Below are 18,624 nucleotides of genomic sequence, written 5' to 3'. Positions count from 1 at the left end.
TGCGCGTCGGCGTCAAAAATATAGGCGATAGCGTAGTGAATCACGGTTTCGCGAAGCGGAATTCGCCTTGGCTGGACGACAAAAAAAGAAGTTTTTTTGTTTCTTTTTTTCAAAAAAAGAAAATCCATGTGAATTAATGAAACGAAAAGTATTTTAAACTCTTTTGAATTCATCACTTTTTCTGGAGCTTAACTTTCATTGGCATTTCTTTTTTTTCATAAAAAAAGAAACAAAAAAAACAGAAGAAATACGGTTAATCCTAAGACGAATTCCGCTGCGCGGAACCGATTGTCACTCCGCATACGGCTTTAATCTTTGACGCCAACACACACGGCCTATGCGCAATGTCAAAGATGCGCCTGCCGCTTCGCTCATGCTGCGCTCCCATCTTTCGTTGGGATTAACCTTTTAATGAAGAATGTAAAATTCAAATATTGATAAACCGGTCAACTTTAATCAGGGAAGTACAATTAGGTTTTTTTCAGATAAATTAAAGAATATTTTTAACACCTAAACACTAATACCTAATCCCTCAATAGAACGATTTCTATCCTTCGATTCCATTTCCGAGCTTCTGTATGATTGGTTGCTACTTTGGGTTTTAGGAAGCTGAGCCCCTTCGTTAAAATCCGACTTGCATCAATGCCATGGTTAACTAAGTAAGTTTTGATGGTATTGGCCCTCTTTTCTGATAGAATCTGATTGGATTTGGCTTGGCCAACTTCATCGGTATGACCTCTGATTTCTATTTTTTGTTGAGGATTTTCATTCAAGAATTTCCCTAGTTTAATTAAACTAGTAGGAATAGGAGTGGGGATAGTCCATTGATTCGATGCAAATTGTATATCATCAAAGCTGACATCTTGAAATTTGATTTTTTGAACCTCAGGAACTTTGGGTTCTACCTGAATAGAGGTTAGCTTTTTCTCCAACCAAATGGAATTTGGAATGATGATGCGATGTAGTTCTTCTTCAGTAAGCTGACCCACCTTATTTCTTGAAATAAAATATTCATATTCATTTATGCCTAAACATATTCCAGCCTCGTTTCCTGAACTATTTAATTCAAGAATGTTTTTTGGTACGGTCCACTGCCCATTCTCAAATAGACTTTGGTAAAAATCTAATCCTCCTTTCCCCCCTTTTTTATCACTAGAAAAGAGTAAAACATCCCGTTTTTCTAAGTAATAGGGCCCTTGTTCATCGGAAGGGCTATTGATTTGAGCCCCCAAATTTTTGGCCATTTTCCAGCGCCCTTGGGCATCTTTTTCACTCATCCAAAGGTCTCTTTTGCCTTGTCCACCAGGTCTATCCGATGAAAAATACAATTTCTTACCGTCCTGACTTAGATAAGGTTGACCCTCCCAATCATGGGAATTAATCAGTATTCCAAGATTTCTGGGCTTAGTCCAACTGCCATTGACCCAATAACTTTCATACAAATCACAGCCACCAAAGCTATTTCGGTATTCACAGCCAGAAAAAATTAGGATGTTTCCATCTTGGGAGAAAGTAGCCGTTCCCTCATTGGTATCTTGGTTAATGCTTGTGATGGCTTGTGGATGAATGAATTTTTCCCCATCCCAAGTGGCTACTTGTAATTCTTCATCCGATTGATTTCCTCGGCTTGTAAAGAATATTTCTTTCCTAGCAGGAGAATAATGCGGAAAATACTGTGCTTTTTGAAGATTGAGCTCAGTAATGGGTGCCGATATTAGGCTATCTGAGGATAATCCCCAAAGACTGAATGAAAATATCCAAGCCGCAAGCATGTGTTAGGGGATTTGTAAAAACTTATGTGTTTGGACCGAAATCTGCCACCGTGGATTTTCTTTGACAAAATCGACAATCAAAGGATTCATATCAACTTGTTTAGACCATTCTGGCTGCATCAACCAAAGGCTTTCAAAGGGTAATTTGGATGTCCAAGATTGTGACCAAGCAATATCAGAAGGATGGAAAATGACTACCTTCAGTTCATCGACCAAAGGAAAAATCTCAGGATTAGGTTCTTTGAATTTTTTAGGTGAAAAGCATACCCAATCCCATACACCTGTTATTTGTTTGCCAACTCCTGAAGTCTCGATATGGGTTCTAAAGCCTGCCTCTTGTAAAGCTTCAGTAAGTGGGTTTAGATCGTGCATCAAGGGTTCTCCTCCTGTTATGACAACAATTCTACCCGGAAATTGCGATGCCTGTTGAACTAATTCAGCTACTGTTTTAATCGGATGGGTATCTTTGGGCCAAGATTCTTTCACATCACACCAATGGCATCCCACATCACAACCACCCAAACGAATGAAATAGGCCGCATGGCCTTGGAATTTTCCTTCACCTTGAATTGTGTAAAAAGATTCCATCACCGGATACTCAAAAGCATCTCTTTTTACAACTGATTTTATATCTTTGGTGTTTGATTGCATGCAAGGCTAAAATTCTAAGTAAAATTAAGCTTTGATTTGTAATTTAACTAATAAGAAATCGTTCTTATAGACAGGATCGATTTTTTATTTTTCTCTTAAAATGATCAAGAATCAAACATTCCGCATTTTTTGGATGTTTTTTATAGGAACCCTCCTAACAGTTGGGATGAGTTCTTGTTGGTCAGCGCGCTGTCCTAGAGAGACATGTCGTGTACGGGTTGAACACCGTCATGGAGAGAGTTATTATCGGCCTAGAGAAGCATTTTCTTGGATGTGGACTCCACGCTATAAGCACGTGAGAACTTCCAACTACGCGACCATAGGACCTAATAAGCCTACAAAGAAAAGAGCTTGGTATCAATTTTATAAGCCAGCTGATCGTGTAAGTTCCAAGAAACCCCGTTAATTATCATGCCTAAAATTGCACTTGCAGCCGGGGTTCTCAACCAAATACCTTTGGATTGGAAAGGAAATCAAGCCCGAATCATTTCGTTAATTCAAGAAGCCCAACAAAAACAAGCTGGAATACTTTGTTTACCCGAGCTCTGTTTAACAGGTTATGGATGTGAAGACCAGTTTTTATCCGCTTATACCTCAGAGAAAGCTTGGGAGTCTTTGCTTCAAATACTTCCTCATACCCAACATATCTTAGTATGGCTTGGTTTACCTGTGTTTTTTGAAGGTAAATTATATAATGTAGCCGCCTGTTTGGCTAATAGAAAATTGATTGCTTTAATTCCAAAGCAACATTTAGCCAATGACGGTGTGCATTATGAAACCCGTTGGTTTAATCCTTGGCCAGCGCAAAAAAGAAGTTTTATTTCTACCAGTTTGGGAGATATTCCGATAGGAGACTACCGCATTCAAGCGGGTGGAATCAGTATAGGAATTGAAATCTGTCAAGATGCCTGGGAAGGAGAAAATAGACCTGCTCATGCTTTAGCCAAGCGAGGTGTTTCGGTCCTTTGTAGTCCTACGGCTTCACATTTTGCTTTTGCCAAATCTAAAACACGTCAACGATTAAGTATTGAAGGCTCCGAAATCATTCAAGGGGCTTATGTCTTTGCTAATTTATTAGGAAATGAATCAGGCAGAACCATCTTTGATGGGGATGCTTACATTGTTCAAGAAGGACAAATTGTCGCTGAATCTCAGCGATTTAGTTTTAAAGATAGCCAATTGATTTTGGCTGCTGTTGATGTAAAGGGTGAAACCAATACTGCTGAAGACCTTCTTTCCGCTGATGTTGAATGGCCCGTGCTAAATCAGATATATCCGAGCTTTGAAGCGGCTTCATGGGAATATGCTGAGAACATCAAAGAAGAGGAATTTGCCCGAGCAGTCAGTTTAGGGCTTTGGGATTATGTCAGAAAATCACATTCCTTTGGTTGGGTTATTTCACTTTCTGGTGGAGCTGATTCATCAGCGATAACTACCTTATGTTATTTGGCCATACAATTGGCCTATAAAGAGTTGGGATGGAAGGGTATTCAAGAGAAAATGAATTACATTCCTTGGATCAATGGCCTTTCTTCTGAAAAGGATTTTATAGCTCGTATGTTAACGACAGCATACCAAGGAACCGAAAATTCATCTGATCAAACCCGTGCGTCAGCCAAGGCTTTGGCTGAATGTATTGGCACAACCCATTATGATTGGAATATCGATGTATTGGTTCAAGAATATCGAGGCATCATTGAGCATGCTATTGGACGTACTTTGAGCTGGGAAAAGGATGATATCACCCTTCAAAATGTGCAAGCCAGATTACGTAGTCCTAGTGTTTGGATGCTGGCAAACATTAATAATGCTTTATTATTAGCGACTTCCAATCGTTCGGAGGCTTCGGTAGGTTATGCTACCATGGATGGAGATACCTCAGGTTCCATATCACCCATTGCAGGAATAGATAAGACTTTTATTCGTCAATGGCTTATTTGGATGGAAAAGTCAGGTTTGGATGGCACATTAAGGATGTCCGGTTTATCTCATGTGAATTCATTAGAACCGAGCGCTGAATTAAGACCATTAACATCTAAACAGGTGGATGAGGAAGATTTAATGCCTTATCCTATATTGAATGCCATCGAACGCTGGGCTTTTTATGATAAACTTTCACCAGCGCTATGCTTACAAAACCTAATCCAGGAATACGGTTCGCATTTTACGGAAGAACAACTAACAGGCTTTTGTTCTCGATTCTTCCGATTATGGGCAAGAAACCAGTGGAAAAGGGAACGTTATGCTCCAGGTTTTCACGTGGACGACTATAGTTTGGATCCTAAATCATGGCTTCGATTTCCAATTTTATCCGCAGGATTAGAAAAAGATATTAAACCCTAACACATGCTCTTAGTTGTCGATATTGGAAATACGGACATTGTTTTTGGATTTTATACCGAAGGCGATTGGAAATTGATATTAAGAACACCTACCCATCAGCCTTGGACTACATCAAGGATGGAAAATTGGATTCGTCAGGAGTGGTTAGAGAAAAATATAGGTTCATTGAAGCCTCAAAAACTGATCATTTCTTCCGTAGTACCTGCTGTTTCTTATCATGTTCAAAAAGGGCTAGAAAACTGGCTGTCAATATCAGCCGATATCATGTCGCCTAAATTGTACAAGAAATTCCCCATTGACATTATTTCTCCGGATGAAATAGGTTCTGATTTGGTAGCCAATGCCGTTTATGCGCACCATGCCTATCAAGCAGATGTATTGATTATTGATTTTGGAACGGCATTGACTTTTACCTTGGTGAATGCTCAAGGAAAAATGGAGGGGGTTTCTATTGCTCCAGGACTAAAAACGGCAGTAAAATCTTTGTTTTCTCAAACCGCCCAATTGCCTGAAGTACCTCTAGAAATGCCACATTCTGCGCTTGGATTTGATACGGTCAGTGCCATTCAATCGGGTATATTATGGGGATATGTGGGTATGGTGAAAGAGATGATTCACCGAGTAAAAGCTGAGAAAGGACAACATGTTAAAGTATTAGCTACTGGCGGCTTATCTTCCATTTTAACCCCATTAGAATCCTATTTTGATGAGGTGAATAAATTAATAACCCTTGAAGGTTTACGTCTGATTTCTGAAAATTACTTGGATTAATATGGTATCAACCCCGAAAGAAAGAGGCTTTTTTTTCCCTGCTGAATGGCATCCTCATGAAGCTACTTGGATTACTTTTCCTCACAATGACCATTCTTGGCAAGGAGATAAGTTGTCCCACATGTATCCAGAATACTTTGCATTGATTAAAGCTATTTCACAAGGAGAAAAAGTGAAAATTAATGTCAATCATGAGGGCCTGAAAGATTTCATTTTAGGGGAATTACCTACTTATGAAATTGATCATCATCAAGTTGAATTATTCATTCGTCCTACGAATGATGCTTGGTGCCGTGACCATGGTCCAGCATTTTTAATAAAAAATGATAGCTCTGAGCGATTATTGATCGACTGGGGATATAATGCTTGGGGAGGGAAATATCCTCCATTTGATGCTGATGATCGGATTCCACAGGCTATTGCTCAGGATTTAGGAATTGAATTCCAAAGTCCTGGAATTATTATGGAAGGAGGATCCGTGGAATTTAATGGGAAAGGCACCGTTTTGACTAGCCGTTCCTGCTTATTAAACCCCAATCGTAATCCGCATCTGAATCAGGCACAAATTGAGAATTATTTGAAAGCGTATTATGGGGTAGACCAAGTGCTATGGGTCAGTGATGGGATTGTAGGGGATGATACCGATGGACATATTGACGATACTGTTCGGTTTGTGAATGAAAATACAGTTATCACCATGGTAGAGCCTGATGTAGAGGATGAAAATCATGCTGTTTTAGCTCAAAATTTACAGGAATTGAAAGAAATGAGGCTGTTGGACGGTCGACCGCTCAACATCATAGAAATACCTATGCCAGAGGCGGTGGTGATCGATGAATTTAGAGCTCCAGGGTCTTATGCCAATTTTTATATCTGTAATGCAGCGGTCATTGTTCCAATATTTGATTGCCCACAAGATGTAGTCGCATTAGATATTTTATCTCAATTATTTACCGATAGACCGGTCGTTGGCCTTTCAGCACGTGAAATTATTTGGGGACAAGGAAGTTTTCATTGTTTGACTCAGCAGGAGCCTAAGGCAGCTTTATGATAAAATACCTTATTTTTTTGCTAAGTATAGCATTGATTTCTTGTCGAAAAGAGGCAATTCCTGTTAAAACTGTTGTGCCAGAAAAGAAGATTGTTATTCTAGATAAACTGGTGCAGTTTCGTTGGAATCAAATTTTAGCAAAAAATATTCAAGAAAATATCACCCAAACCGATGAGTTATTGCTTGTTTACTCGGTAGTAGCTATCGAAAATCAACAAGTTGTGCAGATTCAGCAGTCCTCACATTATCTCGGAAAAGTTAAGCAAGGAGCGAATTTTATTTTAAAAGATATACCCTCATTATCCATCAAATTGAAACCAGGTCAAAGTTTGGGCGTTCAAACGACTTTGTGGGAAGTAGACGATTATCAACAAGTTCAACAGCTATTGAGGCAAGTCAATCAGTGGGGTGGAGTATTGCAAGTTCCAGTGTCTTTATTGGAATTGTCGTCTGTGTCAAATCCATTCGGCTGGTTTATGTGGGGTTTAAGAGCAAGTGGTTTAGGAATGGAATTATGGAGCAAATGGGATGGGAATGATCGATTGGGTATTTCCGAGATGCAAATTACTTGGGATAAGGTTAGCAGTTTGAATAAAAAAGGTACTTGGAAAAGTGGACCTAAGATGCTCAATGACTATCACTATGATTTCTCATATGAAATAAGCGTAAGGGATTGATGAATTAAAGGGTTTATTTAGGGATTATTCGTAATTTTATAAGCTTGTTGTCGTTTATAACCCATTGGACAAGCAAAATTGGCAAACTATGCGCTTTCGTTTTTACTTAGTAGTATCTATATACCTTCTTTTTACCCTCCCAAATACCTTGGCTCAAGAGGGATTTCCTATTCAGATTGGACCTAAAAAAATCAGTTCGGCTCAGTTTTCATCCATTTACCGTCGATTGATTGAAAGTGATAGTATAAAACCAGATAATAAAAATAAATTTTTATCTGATTATTTAGACTTATCCTTGAAATTAGTAGCGGCTGAAGATGAAAAATTAGCTGAAAATCCTGGCTTTCAGGAAGAATATGCTAGTTTTCGTAAGGAATTGGCTAGTCCTTATTTAGTGGATAATGACAAGGTGAATGCCCTAGTGAAAGAGGCATATCAACGATTGAAGGATGAAAAGCAAGTAGCTCATATACTCGTTAAATTGCCAGCCAATCCTAGTACGGGTGATACTTTAATAGCCTATCAGAAAATTGATAATTTATACAAGAAACTAAAAGCGGGAGAGGATTTTGCTTCTTTGGCACAACGCTTTTCAGATGATGAATTAACGGCTAAAAAAGGAGGAAATTTAGGTTTTATTACCAGTTTACAAACTCAATATGCTTTTGAAAATAAGCTATATGAACTTTCATTAGGGGAATATTCCAGTCCAATTAGGACTTCCAATGGCTATCATGTAATCAAGATACTGAAACAGCGTCCCAATCAAGGTAAAATTCGTTTAGCTCATATTTTAATTTCTGTGCCTGTTGAAGCTGCCACGCCATTTCAAGTTGAAGCCAAAAAGAAAATTGAACAAGTGGAAGCCTACCTGAAAAAGGGAGAAAGCTATGAAGATGTTTGTCGGAATTATTCCGAGGATCCTTATTCCAAAGGTCGTGGTGGGGAGCTACGTCGCTGGTATTACTCTTCGGATTTAAGCGAAGAATTACAAGATAAATTATTTGGTTTACAGCGTTTGGGAGATATTTCAGAGCCAATTCGTACCAATTTAGGTTGGCAGATTTTTAAGTTATTGGATAAAAAACCGCTTCTTTCTTACGAGGAAATGGCCGAGTATCTACGTCAAAAGGTGAATACTGATCCTGAGCGGAGTGCGCTAATCCGTCAATCCTTCATGAAACGTGTACGTGGAGAAAATCGAGTGACTATTTTGGAAGAATCAAAGAAAATGGCTTTGGAACGCTTTGCTCGTGATCGGGTAGGAGATGAGCCTTGGCTACAATTTCCACTTTTAAAAGTATTAGATAAGTCATTCACGATTCAAGAGTTCTATCAATTTATTGTAGCTCAGCAGCGTAGGAAAGTTAAGGAATTAGGCTATTTGCCCGCTGTTTCAGAAGCTACTTGGTTAGAAGAGTTTATTGATTCACAGACATTGCAAGCCGAAGAACAGCATTTAGAAACCAAATACCCTGCTTTTAAGGAGCAGATGGGAGAGTTTTTAGAAGGGAGTTTATTGAGCAAGATAACTGACCGTGAGATTTTTGAAAAATCATTGGATTCCTTACGTCAGCAGGCATATTATCAACAAAATATGTCATTGTTTACGATGCCCGTTAGAGCAGAAGTAAAATTAATTTCATCGGATAATGCCAAAACATTGGCTGATGCTATGGAATTACTTAAAGCGGCACCTTATCCAATGAACAAACGTTATCCAGATATTTTATTCAAATTAGGACAATTAGAATTGACAGCTAATGCCAAAAAAGTATTGCAGGAATTGGGCTTGTTGATGAGTAAAAATAGAGATTATGTGGTCGAAGTAACGGGGCATATTGATGCTTCAGAACAGGATACATTATCTGAAGGACGTGTTAATCAAGCAATTAAATTTTTAGCAAGCAAAGGTATTAATCAAGTTAGATTCATCGAAAAGGATGAAGGAAAATTGGTTTCTGCTTCCAAAACTGATAAATCAAAGAATGCTCGAGTGAGTTTTCGTTTATTCTCCCAGTCGATGGACGATGTGGTAAAGCGCTTTAATGCTATCAAACCTAAGAGCTTAGAAGCCACAGAGGGTTATTTCAAAAAAGGTGAAATTCCCGTTTTAGATGCTCAAAGCTGGCAAGTAGGCAAAAAGAATTTGGAATATGAGGGTCGTTATGTTTATCTTGAGATTAAAAAAGTAGAAGAACAGCGCGTAAAGACCTTTGATGAATGTAGAAGTAGTATCATTCGTGATTTACAAGCCCAATTAGATAAGGAGTGGTTACAGAAATTGAAGAATAAGTATCCGATTGTTATACAACAGGAGGAATTACAAAAATTAATGCAATAAAAAATTTATGAAATTGAATCGTTGGATTTTTGGAGGAGTGATGTTGATGCTGTCTTGGGCAACATTTGCACAAGAAGCAAGTAAAGGAACTTTGTTGGATAAGATCATTGTCAAGGTCGACAACTACTATATATTAAAATCTGAGGTAGAGCAGCAGTACCAGCAGTATTTATCGAGTGGACAAGGCAATACACCCACTCGCTGTCAATTACTAGAAGGTTTGGTCATTAATAAGTTGATGTTAGCTAAAGCTGAAATTGATTCCGTGATTGTGGAGGATAAACGTGTGGAAATGGAATTGAATTCCCGCATGGACCAAATGGAAACGCAGTATGGATCTTCTAAAAACATTGTAGAGGCATTTGGTAAGTCCATTGTTAATTTAAAGGAAGATTTACGTACTTCTTTGAAAGAGCAATTAACAGGCCGTAAAATGCAAGATAAGATTACGGGTGATGTGAAAATTACACCTAAGGAGGTTGCTGCATTTTTTGCGGCCATTCCTACGGATTCATTACCTTATTTGCCATCTGAGGTAGAAGTAGGGCACATTGTTCGATTGGCACAACCGAATAAAAACCAAAAGGATGAGTTAATTGCTAAGTTATTGGATTACCGTAAACGAGTAGATAAAGGGGAGAGTTTTGAGGAGTTGGCTAAATTGTATTCGGAAGATTTAGGTAGTGGAAAACGTGGGGGAGATTTAGGTTTTTCTAAACGCGGTCAAATGGTGGCACCATTTGAAGCTGCGGCATTAAAGTTAAAACCAGGTGTAATGTCTGACGTAGTAGAGTCGGAATTTGGATTTCACTTGATTCAATTATTAGAGATTCGTGGACAAGAATACCATGCAAGACATATTTTATTACGTCCTGATTACCAGAAGCTTGATTTGACAGAGCCCACTAAATTTTTGGATAGTATTCGTGTCTTGATTCAGCGTGATTCCTTAAAGTTTGATCGTGCAGCCAGAGACTTTTCAGAAGATAAACCAACGCAAGATGCAGGTGGTATGTTGATCGATCAGGGTACTCGTACCACACGTATGCCATTTGATAGTGGCATGGAGCCGGGATTATATTTCTCTTTAGATTCCATGAAAGTTGGGACTATTTCAACGCCCATTCCTTACCGTACAGAAGATGGAAGAAGTGCCGTTCGTGTTTTATATTTTAAAGCAAAGCATCCTCCACATTTTGCCAATTTGAAAGATGATTATCAAAAGATTGCCGCTATCGCTTTGACCCGTAAAAAGAACCAAGCTGTTGAAAAGTGGTTTATGAAAGCCAAAGATGATGTTTTCATTTTCATTGATGACGAGTTTAAGGATTGTAAATTATTGTCGGGCAGTGTAACAGGAGAATGATGAACGACGTACAACTAGCCGAATCATTTGTAAAAGATTTCCAGCGTATTAAAACAGCAGTTGCCGAACGAATCGTTGGTCAGGATGAAATTATTGATTTACTTCTAATTTCATTATTTTGCGAGGGTCACTGCTTATTAGTGGGTGTACCTGGATTAGCCAAAACAAGATTAGTACATACGGTAGCTGCATTGACGGATTTGGAATTCCGCAGGATTCAGTTTACTCCGGATTTAATGCCTTCGGATATCATTGGAGCGGAGGTAATGGATGCGCAAAGAAATTTTGTGTTTAACCGAGGGCCGATTTTCTCCAATATTGTATTGGCTGATGAAATCAACCGTACCCCTCCCAAGACACAGTCTGCTTTGTTGGAGGCAATGCAAGAAGAGACAGTTTCAGTGGCAGGGGAGAGTTACCCTTTACCTAAGCCATTCTTTGTTTTAGCGACGCAAAACCCCATTGAACAAGAAGGTACCTACCCACTTCCAGAGGCACAGTTGGACCGCTTTTTATTCATGTTGGTCTTGGATTATCCATCCTTTGAAGAAGAAGTTGCGGTAGTACGTATGTCGGAGAAATCCAATGCTGAAACCTTACCTGCATCCATTTTAAATGCCCATACTTTGTTGGAATACCAGCAATTGGTTAAACGAGTACCTGTACCAGATCATGTGGTAGAAACTGCCGTGAAATGGGTACATCAAACTAGACCTAATTCAGCTTTGGCTACGGAAGTGACCAATTCCTATATTTCTTGGGGTGCTGGCCCTCGTGCCTCTCAAAATTTGATTTTAGCTGCTAAGTGCCGCGCTTTATTGCAAGGTAGATTTTCGCCCAATGTGGAAGACGTACGTGCAGTTGCCGTACCTGTTCTTCAGCATCGTATTATATTGAATTACAAAGCGGAATCTCAGGGATTGAATGCCGCTGAGGTGGTGAGGAGAATTGTTCGTAGTTATTAGAGTTTAGTGATTAGTTATTAGATGTTTGTTATTTTTCTAATAACTAACCGCTAATACCTAAACCCTGATACCTAACTCCTAATACCTAATCACTTTTTACACTGCCACTGGTGCCTTAATCCCTGGATGAGGGTCGTAGTTTTCTAAGGTGAAATCCTCGTAAGTAAATTCAAAAATATCTTTAACGGCTGGATTAATTTTCATTTGAGGCAAAGCTCTCGGTTCACGGGACAACTGCTTTTCCACTTGTTCCATGTGATTGGAATATAAGTGAGTATCGCCGCCAGTCCACACAAAATCTCCTAATCCTAAATCACATACCTGAGCTATCATCATCGTCAAGAGTGCATAACTAGCGATGTTGAATGGCACTCCTAAAAATACATCGGCCGAACGCTGGTATAACTGACAAGATAGCTTACCATCGGCCACATAAAATTGGAATAGGGCATGACACGGCATCAAGGCCATTTTAGGCAAATCAGCCACATTCCAAGCAGAAACAATGATCCTTCGAGAATCTGGATTGGTTTTTAGGGTATGAATAACTTCTTTGATTTGGTCTATCACTTGACCATTGGGTCCTTCCCACGAACGCCATTGTTTACCATACACAGGACCTAAATCTCCGTTTTCATTCGCCCATTCATCCCAAATAGACACTTCATGTTCTTTTAGGTATTGGATATTGGTTTCACCCTTCAAGAACCACAATAACTCATAAATGATGGATTTGGTATGTACTTTTTTGGTCGTTAACATGGGGAAACCTTCCTCCAAGTTAAATCGCATTTGGTAACCAAAAACACTTAAAGTTCCTGTGCCAGTACGGTCCGATTTAAAGGTGCCGTTTTCTTTGATATGACGTAATAGGTCTAAATATACTTTCATGGACTAAATTTCAAAGGCTTCACCGTTCAACAATAGGGTATGGGTAATGACAGAACTAGGTTCTAATTGGGCTGTTGCCGAGCAATATTTGTCCATGGACATTTGAATGGCTTTCAAAGCTTTAGCTCCATCGATATTGCCTTGTAATTCAAACTGAATGTTGATCGTTCTAAAGGGCGTTTTTTCTGTCCCTTCTATCTTCTCTCGAGTGCCTGAAACTCGGATTTGAAAATCATCTACCACCTGTCTTTGTTTCTTCAAAATTAAGATGACATCAATGGCGGTACAGCCCCCTAAACCCATTAAGAGTAACTCCATCGGTCTTGCGCCTGCATTATGTCCGCCGATTCCTTCAGCGGCATCGATATGTACGGGTACAGCAGAACTGCCCCTTGCTTCGAAATGAAAATCTTGATCTACTCGATTTAATACAACTTCCATGTTATTTCAATTGACTTGATGTGATACGTTGTTTCCACAATTCCTTCCCCTCTGAATTCACTAAATTAATCTCTAATATACGATCTTTTAGTGGACCGCTGACAGAAATATGGGCAAAAGCACGCTGATTACTCACTGTTCCTGGCACCAAACTTGAATTTAAATCTTCAGGGGTAGGTGTGGCAGTTCCTGCAGTTAATGGAGAAACTGTTAAGTCAAACAAAGGATAGGTACCTGGGCGTTCCATTTTCCAAAAACTTGACCAATGACGGTCGCCAGAAATGAATAAAACACCGGGAATATTTCTGTTTTTTATCTCTTTTAATAATTGAGTATGCTCTTGTTCATAATTCGCCATGTTTTCAAACACCTTGGCAGGATTAATCACTTGTCCACCATTGACGATGATTTTAAAACTAGCTCTGCTGGTTGTTAAAGCATCCAATAACCATTGTAATTGTTTTTGTCCAAAATAATCTTTGGCTGGATTCTTTTCATCGTTGGGAGCTTTAAACCAGCGATCGTCCATCATGAAAAATTCGACGTCAGCCCATTGAAACATACCTGTAACGGCCTCATTGGGATAGACAAAATTGGGATTACCCCAATAAAGTTTAAACAATTCCAAGGAAGTATGCTTTAAGGCAAACGAACGATCAGCGTCATTAGGACCATAATCGTGATCATCCCAAATCGCATAATGGTGGGTACTGGCCAATAAAGGTTGAACGGATTTTTGTCCACGAGTATGGTCATTTCTGTGAATCATGCCTGTTCTTGTATTCCAATCGGCTTCTCGGTAATAAAAATTATCACCTCCCCAAATCATGAAATCAGGCTTTTTGTCGTAAATAGCCTTATAAATTTCGTCGGCCCCACCATATGGTCTTCCGGGTCTGTCGGTAGCCTCTTCATTGATGTAATTACATGACCCTACTACAAATTGAAAATTAGGAGGATCAGTTCGGTATTGCCAAAGCGTTTGAGTTTGAAATTCCAAAGGATAATCAAAATTGACCTTTTTATTGTCTACCCACACTTCGTAAGTATATTTTTTACCCATATCTACTTCATCGGCAATGATTCGAGCGATATTGGCTTGGGATTTTTGTGTGCTAATGGCAGAAGAAAGGTGAAGCAATTTATTAGCGTCACTACCTTTTTCCCAATATTTGATTTGTACCAGAGCAGGCTTTTGAGTTTGTACCCAAATCAACACTTCTTTCATTTCAGAATATCCCAACATGGGGCCGCTTTTTACTTGTGCCCAAGAAGAGAAAATGGCTGAAATTCCGAAGATTAAGCTGAGTAGGATTAGTCTTATTTTGTTTGTTGACTGCATAGATAAGAAGATTAGCACTATCTTTGTGCCTTAATTTATTTACAATGGCCTATTATTCCATTCAAGGTATTCCTTTGACAACACTTGCCAAACAATTTGGTACACCTCTTTACGTATATAATGCCGACAAAATTAGAGAAAAAATCTCGGTTCTTCGATCCGCATTTGATGATATATCCTTGTCGATCAAGTACGCTTGTAAGGCAAACACGAACGTGTCCATTTTAAAATTGATGTTGGCAGAAGGCGTGGATTTGGATGTGGTTTCTCCACAGGAATTGGAATTAGGTTTATTGGCTGGGTATCGAGGAGATCAAATAACCTTTACACCAAGTGGAGTGGAATTTGAGGAAATAGAATTTGCCGTGTCCAAAGGAGCGATGGTGAATTTGGATAATTTGTCGGTATTGGAAAAATTTGGCCAACAATATGGTTCTTCTGTGCCATGTTTATTACGCATCAAGCCCCACGTTTTTGGAGGAGGAAATGCCAAAATCATGACGGCACATCCAGAATCTAAATTTGGTATATCCATTCATCAAAAGGCGGAAATATTGGCTTTAGTGAATCAATATCAAATAAAAGTGATTGGTTTACATCAACATACGGGTTCTGATATTAAAGATGGAAAAACCTTTGAACAAGCAGCGTCTGCTTTGTTTGAATTTGCGAAGGATTTTCCAGATTTGGAATTGATGGATTTGGGAGGAGGGTTTAAAGTACCTTATTCTCCGGAAGATCCAGGTGTCAATATGCAAGAGATTGGCCAAATCATGGGCAATGCTTTCCTGAAATTTTGTTCCCATTATGGTAAAGAATTGAAGCTTTGGGTGGAACCGGGTAAGTTTTTAGTCTCAGAAGCTGGAACTTTATTAACTACCGCTACGGTGGTTAAACGAGATCCCATTAAAACATTTGTGGGCATTAATTCTGGATTAAACCACTTGATTCGTCCGATGATGTACGGTTCATATCATTATATTTTCAATGCTTCTAACGAGGAAGATATTCAGCAAGATGCTTACCGTGTGGTAGGAAATATATGCGAGACAGATACTTTCTCCTTTGATTTCGAAGGAAATCAAAATGAGCGCATTTTGAATGAAGTGAAAGAAGGAGATACCATCGCTTTCGCCAATGCGGGCGCTTATGGTTTTACCATGGCATCCCATTACAACTCTCGCTTTCTTCCCGCCGAAGTATTGGTAGACCAATCTGAAGCCAAACTAATCCGCAAAAGAGATACCTTGGAGGATTTGGTAAGGAATCAGATATTTTAGGGATTCTTGTATGAGATTCTTGTTTGAGATTGGCGTTTGAGATTTGTCAAATTTTCAAAATTTGACAAATCTAATCTCCGACAATCCTTAGCATTTTGATGAATCAATTCCTTTGATGAGTAACCACAAACAAAGAGATAGTTCACCTACAAAAATCGGAATGGCAAGGTACATGAACATCGGATTGGCAAATCCTTTGGAGAGAAACATGGTAAAACTATTGATCAAATAGCACAGTCCAGCTATGGCATATAATACGCCAATAATCTTTGGTATGGCATGGGTTTTGAAAATGATATACCCAATTAGAATACAATAAAATCCAAAGAATACTAAACCAATTCCATAACCTTGTGCTTGAATATTTAAGGACAAAAGAGAGAGTGTGGCTAATTGACTTGGTTGAAAAGATGCTAAGTAAGTGTCATTGCTTAAAAGTAACAAGGGGGTAATTTGATTTAATAAATTGACTGCAATAATGGCCGTTTGAATAATTACCATGGCTAAAGCAATTTGCAGGATAAGCTTATTCGATTTTTTGAAAAAGTGATAAATGATCAATATAGTGGGTATTCCAATCACAAAATTGATCATGTCAGCAGCAAAACCCCAACGATAAAGCATTTCATTCGTTTGAATATGATGGGCAGTTGCCAATGCATTGTTGGGCACTCGTAAAGCTTGCCTTACAAAAATCTCTGAAAACAATCCTGTAGCAATCACGACTAAATAGCAAAACCCTGCAATTCGGGCTAAATTTTTATCTGAAATCATTTTTTGTAGGAAGTATCATTGAATGTGAAATCATTTCCAAGGAAAGTAAAATTAGAAACAATAGCCCAAATAAAAATAGTGGCTTATTCTTCTGGTGGGAAGCTAATCAAATATTCTATACCCAAAATGGGCATGGCACGAATTTAACCCCATTTATTTGTTAAAAATCATAAAATGCAAAATAGGTAACATTCTTAATGTATGGTAGATTCCTTTTGCTAAAATAGCTGCATAAGCCGCCCAAACACAATATGTTATACCAGCTGATGCTTGCCAATCTGCCAAAACCAACACCAACACTATTTTCTGATACACAATTAAGAGATGGTGAGTAGAAAATTATAACCATTTTTCATAAAGATGCTTGGCTTTCGCATGTTCATTTAATTTACTGTCCTCTGCCTCTTGCAGTCCTTTTTCGATGGATTTATTTTCCAATTCATAGATTTTATTGAGCAAAGTAAATTCATTGAGATTGGTACTCTTTGGGATTAATTCTAACTTCTTGCTTTGTTTGATTGATTCCGTTTTCATATTCAAAATTAATTTAATGCTGTTCGATTTCTATGATTAAAACAAGTAGTTATCTATAAAAATATTAATATTTTTATTTTAGGGACTATCTCTGAATTGTATTTAGACCTTTGTAATGAATGAATCTTTAAAAGGTTTTCCTACTATTAGGTCTTATGCCACCGATTTATCATAGTCCTTTTGATACTTTCTGTTTTGAGCCACGCAAGTGAATATTCTTAAGATTAGCTTATTTCGTACAGCATTTAAAACTAGCATTTTATTCTTTTTCTCTTCGCTTACTTTTCTTTCATAATAATTTTTCAATTCTCCATTGCTTGTTATAGCGGATAGAGCCGACATGTGTAGGAGCTTTTTCATGGTTTTGTCTGCCAAATGCGAGACTCTACCTCTGCCTCTAAAAATACCTGATTCCCTTACAAAAGGAGCTACACCCGAATAACATGCAAACTTTTTGGGATTGCTGATGTCTTTAAATTCATTGGTAGTAATAAGTACTTGAACAGCTGTAACTGGACCAATACCGGTTACCGAAGTTATCAAGCTAAATAAACGATTGAGTTCTTCATCTGAAGCAATGATTTGATCAATAATTTTTTCGGTCCGTTTTAAACTTTCTTTAATGCTATCGATAGCCTTTTTGCACAATTGATTGGCTTGTTTTTGAAGGCTTTTGTCCATAAAATCTGCCCCCTCCTTTAGTGGAGTACTAAGCATTTTACAAGAGCTAATCAGGCGGGCTCGTAGCGTTGTATAATGCGACAATTGATTAATTACAGCTCTTTTAGGTTTCCAAAGACGAACTTCTTCTCGATTCTTATAAGCGTACTCGGCTATTCGAATCGCATCGACCTTATCGTTTTTCCCTCGCAGGTTACCCATGGAATTCTTTATTTGCAAAGCAGACTCCAACCAACAATTACCCTTGTTCTTGTGCAAATATGAAACTAATGGATTGTTATATATTCCTGTATGCTCCATACAAAATACAGCATCAGACAAACTGAAGTCTGGGAGTTTATTTAAATCCTTCATAAAACCACTTATGGCCTGGGCTGTGTTCGCCGTTTCTTTGTGGAATAAGAAGTTTTTACCATGCAATACAGCAAAGTCTAGTTCGTTTTTTGACACATCTATGCCAATGAAATAAGTAAATTCCATACCTTTATAAGGTTTATAATTGAAACAATAAACAAAGGTTTTAACAAGTTTTAAACACCACCAATACCTTAATAATGAGCCTGGATACTCTAATTTCTATTCGGTGCCAAAGTTTAAAACAGGCGACAGGGGATTGAATCGAACAATAGGCCCAAAACCTTGACATGTTCTTAATGCGCCCCTGTCGCTGTTAAATCTTAAAACAAAAGTGTTGATATTTTATTGAAATAATTCAATGGGTCAAAGCTAAAGGACATGTTC

17 protein-coding genes are annotated in these 18,624 nt (G+C 38.4%); 9 read left to right on the top strand and 8 right to left on the bottom strand.

Annotation, left to right across the window (positions count from 1 at the left end; translation table 11 throughout):
- Positions 1–524: 524 nt before the first annotated feature.
- The gene (locus U0R11_RS11050; RefSeq protein ID WP_406751742.1) at positions 525–1,772 is read right to left on the bottom strand and encodes an OmpA family protein; all 1,248 of its coding nucleotides are present in this window, start codon (positions 1,770–1,772) and stop codon (positions 525–527) included.
- 3 nt (positions 1,773–1,775) lie between these two features.
- Positions 1,776–2,423, bottom strand: coding sequence for a 7-carboxy-7-deazaguanine synthase QueE (locus U0R11_RS11045; RefSeq protein WP_406751741.1), 648 nt, complete (start codon positions 2,421–2,423; stop codon positions 1,776–1,778).
- 100 nt (positions 2,424–2,523) lie between these two features.
- On the opposite strand from U0R11_RS11045, the gene U0R11_RS11040 reads away from it, so the two are divergent.
- The 8 genes from U0R11_RS11040 (at position 2,524) to U0R11_RS11005 (ending at position 11,940) form a co-directional block, all read left to right on the top strand.
- Entirely contained in the window at positions 2,524–2,829 is a 306-nt protein-coding gene (locus tag U0R11_RS11040; RefSeq protein ID WP_406751740.1) for a hypothetical protein, read from the top strand.
- 5 nt (positions 2,830–2,834) lie between these two features.
- A complete protein-coding gene (locus U0R11_RS11035; protein ID WP_406751739.1) occupies positions 2,835–4,766 on the top strand; it encodes a nitrilase-related carbon-nitrogen hydrolase in 1,932 nt (643 codons plus the stop codon).
- Between the two features lie 3 nt (positions 4,767–4,769).
- A complete protein-coding gene (locus U0R11_RS11030; protein ID WP_406751738.1) occupies positions 4,770–5,537 on the top strand; it encodes a type III pantothenate kinase in 768 nt (255 codons plus the stop codon).
- Position 5,538: 1 nt separating this feature from the next.
- Positions 5,539–6,588, top strand: coding sequence for an agmatine deiminase family protein (locus U0R11_RS11025; RefSeq protein WP_406751737.1), 1,050 nt, complete (start codon positions 5,539–5,541; stop codon positions 6,586–6,588).
- The gene (locus U0R11_RS11020; protein WP_406751736.1) at positions 6,585–7,265 is read left to right on the top strand and encodes a hypothetical protein; all 681 of its coding nucleotides are present in this window, start codon (positions 6,585–6,587) and stop codon (positions 7,263–7,265) included. Before U0R11_RS11025 ends, U0R11_RS11020 begins: the two co-directional genes overlap by 4 nt.
- Positions 7,266–7,353: 88 nt before the next feature.
- Positions 7,354–9,609: a peptidylprolyl isomerase gene (locus U0R11_RS11015; RefSeq protein ID WP_406751735.1), complete on the top strand. Its 2,256-nt coding sequence runs from the start codon at positions 7,354–7,356 to the stop codon at positions 9,607–9,609.
- 7 nt (positions 9,610–9,616) lie between these two features.
- Positions 9,617–10,975 carry a peptidylprolyl isomerase gene (locus tag U0R11_RS11010; RefSeq protein ID WP_406751734.1) on the top strand — a complete coding sequence of 453 codons (1,359 nt, stop codon included), beginning with the start codon at positions 9,617–9,619 and terminating at the stop codon, positions 10,973–10,975.
- Positions 10,975–11,940: an AAA family ATPase gene (locus U0R11_RS11005; protein WP_406751733.1), complete on the top strand. Its 966-nt coding sequence runs from the start codon at positions 10,975–10,977 to the stop codon at positions 11,938–11,940. The genes U0R11_RS11010 and U0R11_RS11005 overlap by 1 nt, the downstream gene beginning before the upstream one ends.
- 96 nt (positions 11,941–12,036) lie before the next feature.
- On the opposite strand, the gene U0R11_RS11000 is transcribed toward U0R11_RS11005, so the two are convergent.
- From U0R11_RS11000 to U0R11_RS10990, 3 genes are read right to left on the bottom strand one after another with little or no spacing between them, the layout of a single operon-like run.
- Positions 12,037–12,831 carry a thymidylate synthase gene (locus U0R11_RS11000; protein ID WP_109322699.1) on the bottom strand — a complete coding sequence of 265 codons (795 nt, stop codon included), beginning with the start codon at positions 12,829–12,831 and terminating at the stop codon, positions 12,037–12,039.
- A 3-nt stretch (positions 12,832–12,834) separates the two neighbouring features.
- On the bottom strand, positions 12,835–13,272 hold the full coding sequence (locus U0R11_RS10995) for an OsmC family protein (RefSeq protein WP_269003368.1): 438 nt from the start codon (positions 13,270–13,272) through the stop codon (positions 12,835–12,837).
- 1 nt (position 13,273) lies between these two features.
- Positions 13,274–14,614 (bottom strand): alkaline phosphatase D family protein, encoded by a 1,341-nt coding sequence (locus tag U0R11_RS10990; RefSeq protein WP_406751732.1) that lies wholly within the window; start codon positions 14,612–14,614, stop codon positions 13,274–13,276.
- Positions 14,615–14,658: 44 nt separating this feature from the next.
- On the opposite strand from U0R11_RS10990, the gene lysA reads away from it, so the two are divergent.
- Positions 14,659–15,894, top strand: a complete 1,236-nt coding sequence (gene lysA / locus U0R11_RS10985; protein WP_406751731.1) for a diaminopimelate decarboxylase — start codon at positions 14,659–14,661, stop codon at positions 15,892–15,894.
- An 87-nt stretch (positions 15,895–15,981) separates the two neighbouring features.
- Here the strand turns inward: lysA and U0R11_RS10980 are convergent, their stop codons facing one another.
- From U0R11_RS10980 to U0R11_RS10970, 3 genes are all read right to left on the bottom strand, one after another.
- Entirely contained in the window at positions 15,982–16,668 is a 687-nt protein-coding gene (locus U0R11_RS10980; RefSeq protein ID WP_406751730.1) for a DUF4386 domain-containing protein, read from the bottom strand.
- 339 nt (positions 16,669–17,007) lie between these two features.
- Entirely contained in the window at positions 17,008–17,202 is a 195-nt protein-coding gene (locus tag U0R11_RS10975; RefSeq protein ID WP_406751729.1) for a hypothetical protein, read from the bottom strand.
- Between the two features lie 153 nt (positions 17,203–17,355).
- Complete coding sequence (locus tag U0R11_RS10970; protein ID WP_406751728.1) at positions 17,356–18,363, bottom strand: IS110 family RNA-guided transposase; 1,008 nt, start codon at positions 18,361–18,363, stop codon at positions 17,356–17,358.
- Positions 18,364–18,624 lie beyond the last annotated feature (261 nt).

Source organism: Aquirufa salirivi, from assembly GCF_045310485.1.
In the GTDB taxonomy this organism is placed as follows: Bacteria; Bacteroidota; Bacteroidia; order Cytophagales; family Spirosomataceae; genus Aquirufa; species Aquirufa salirivi.
This window is presented reverse-complemented; position numbering and strand designations above follow the sequence as displayed.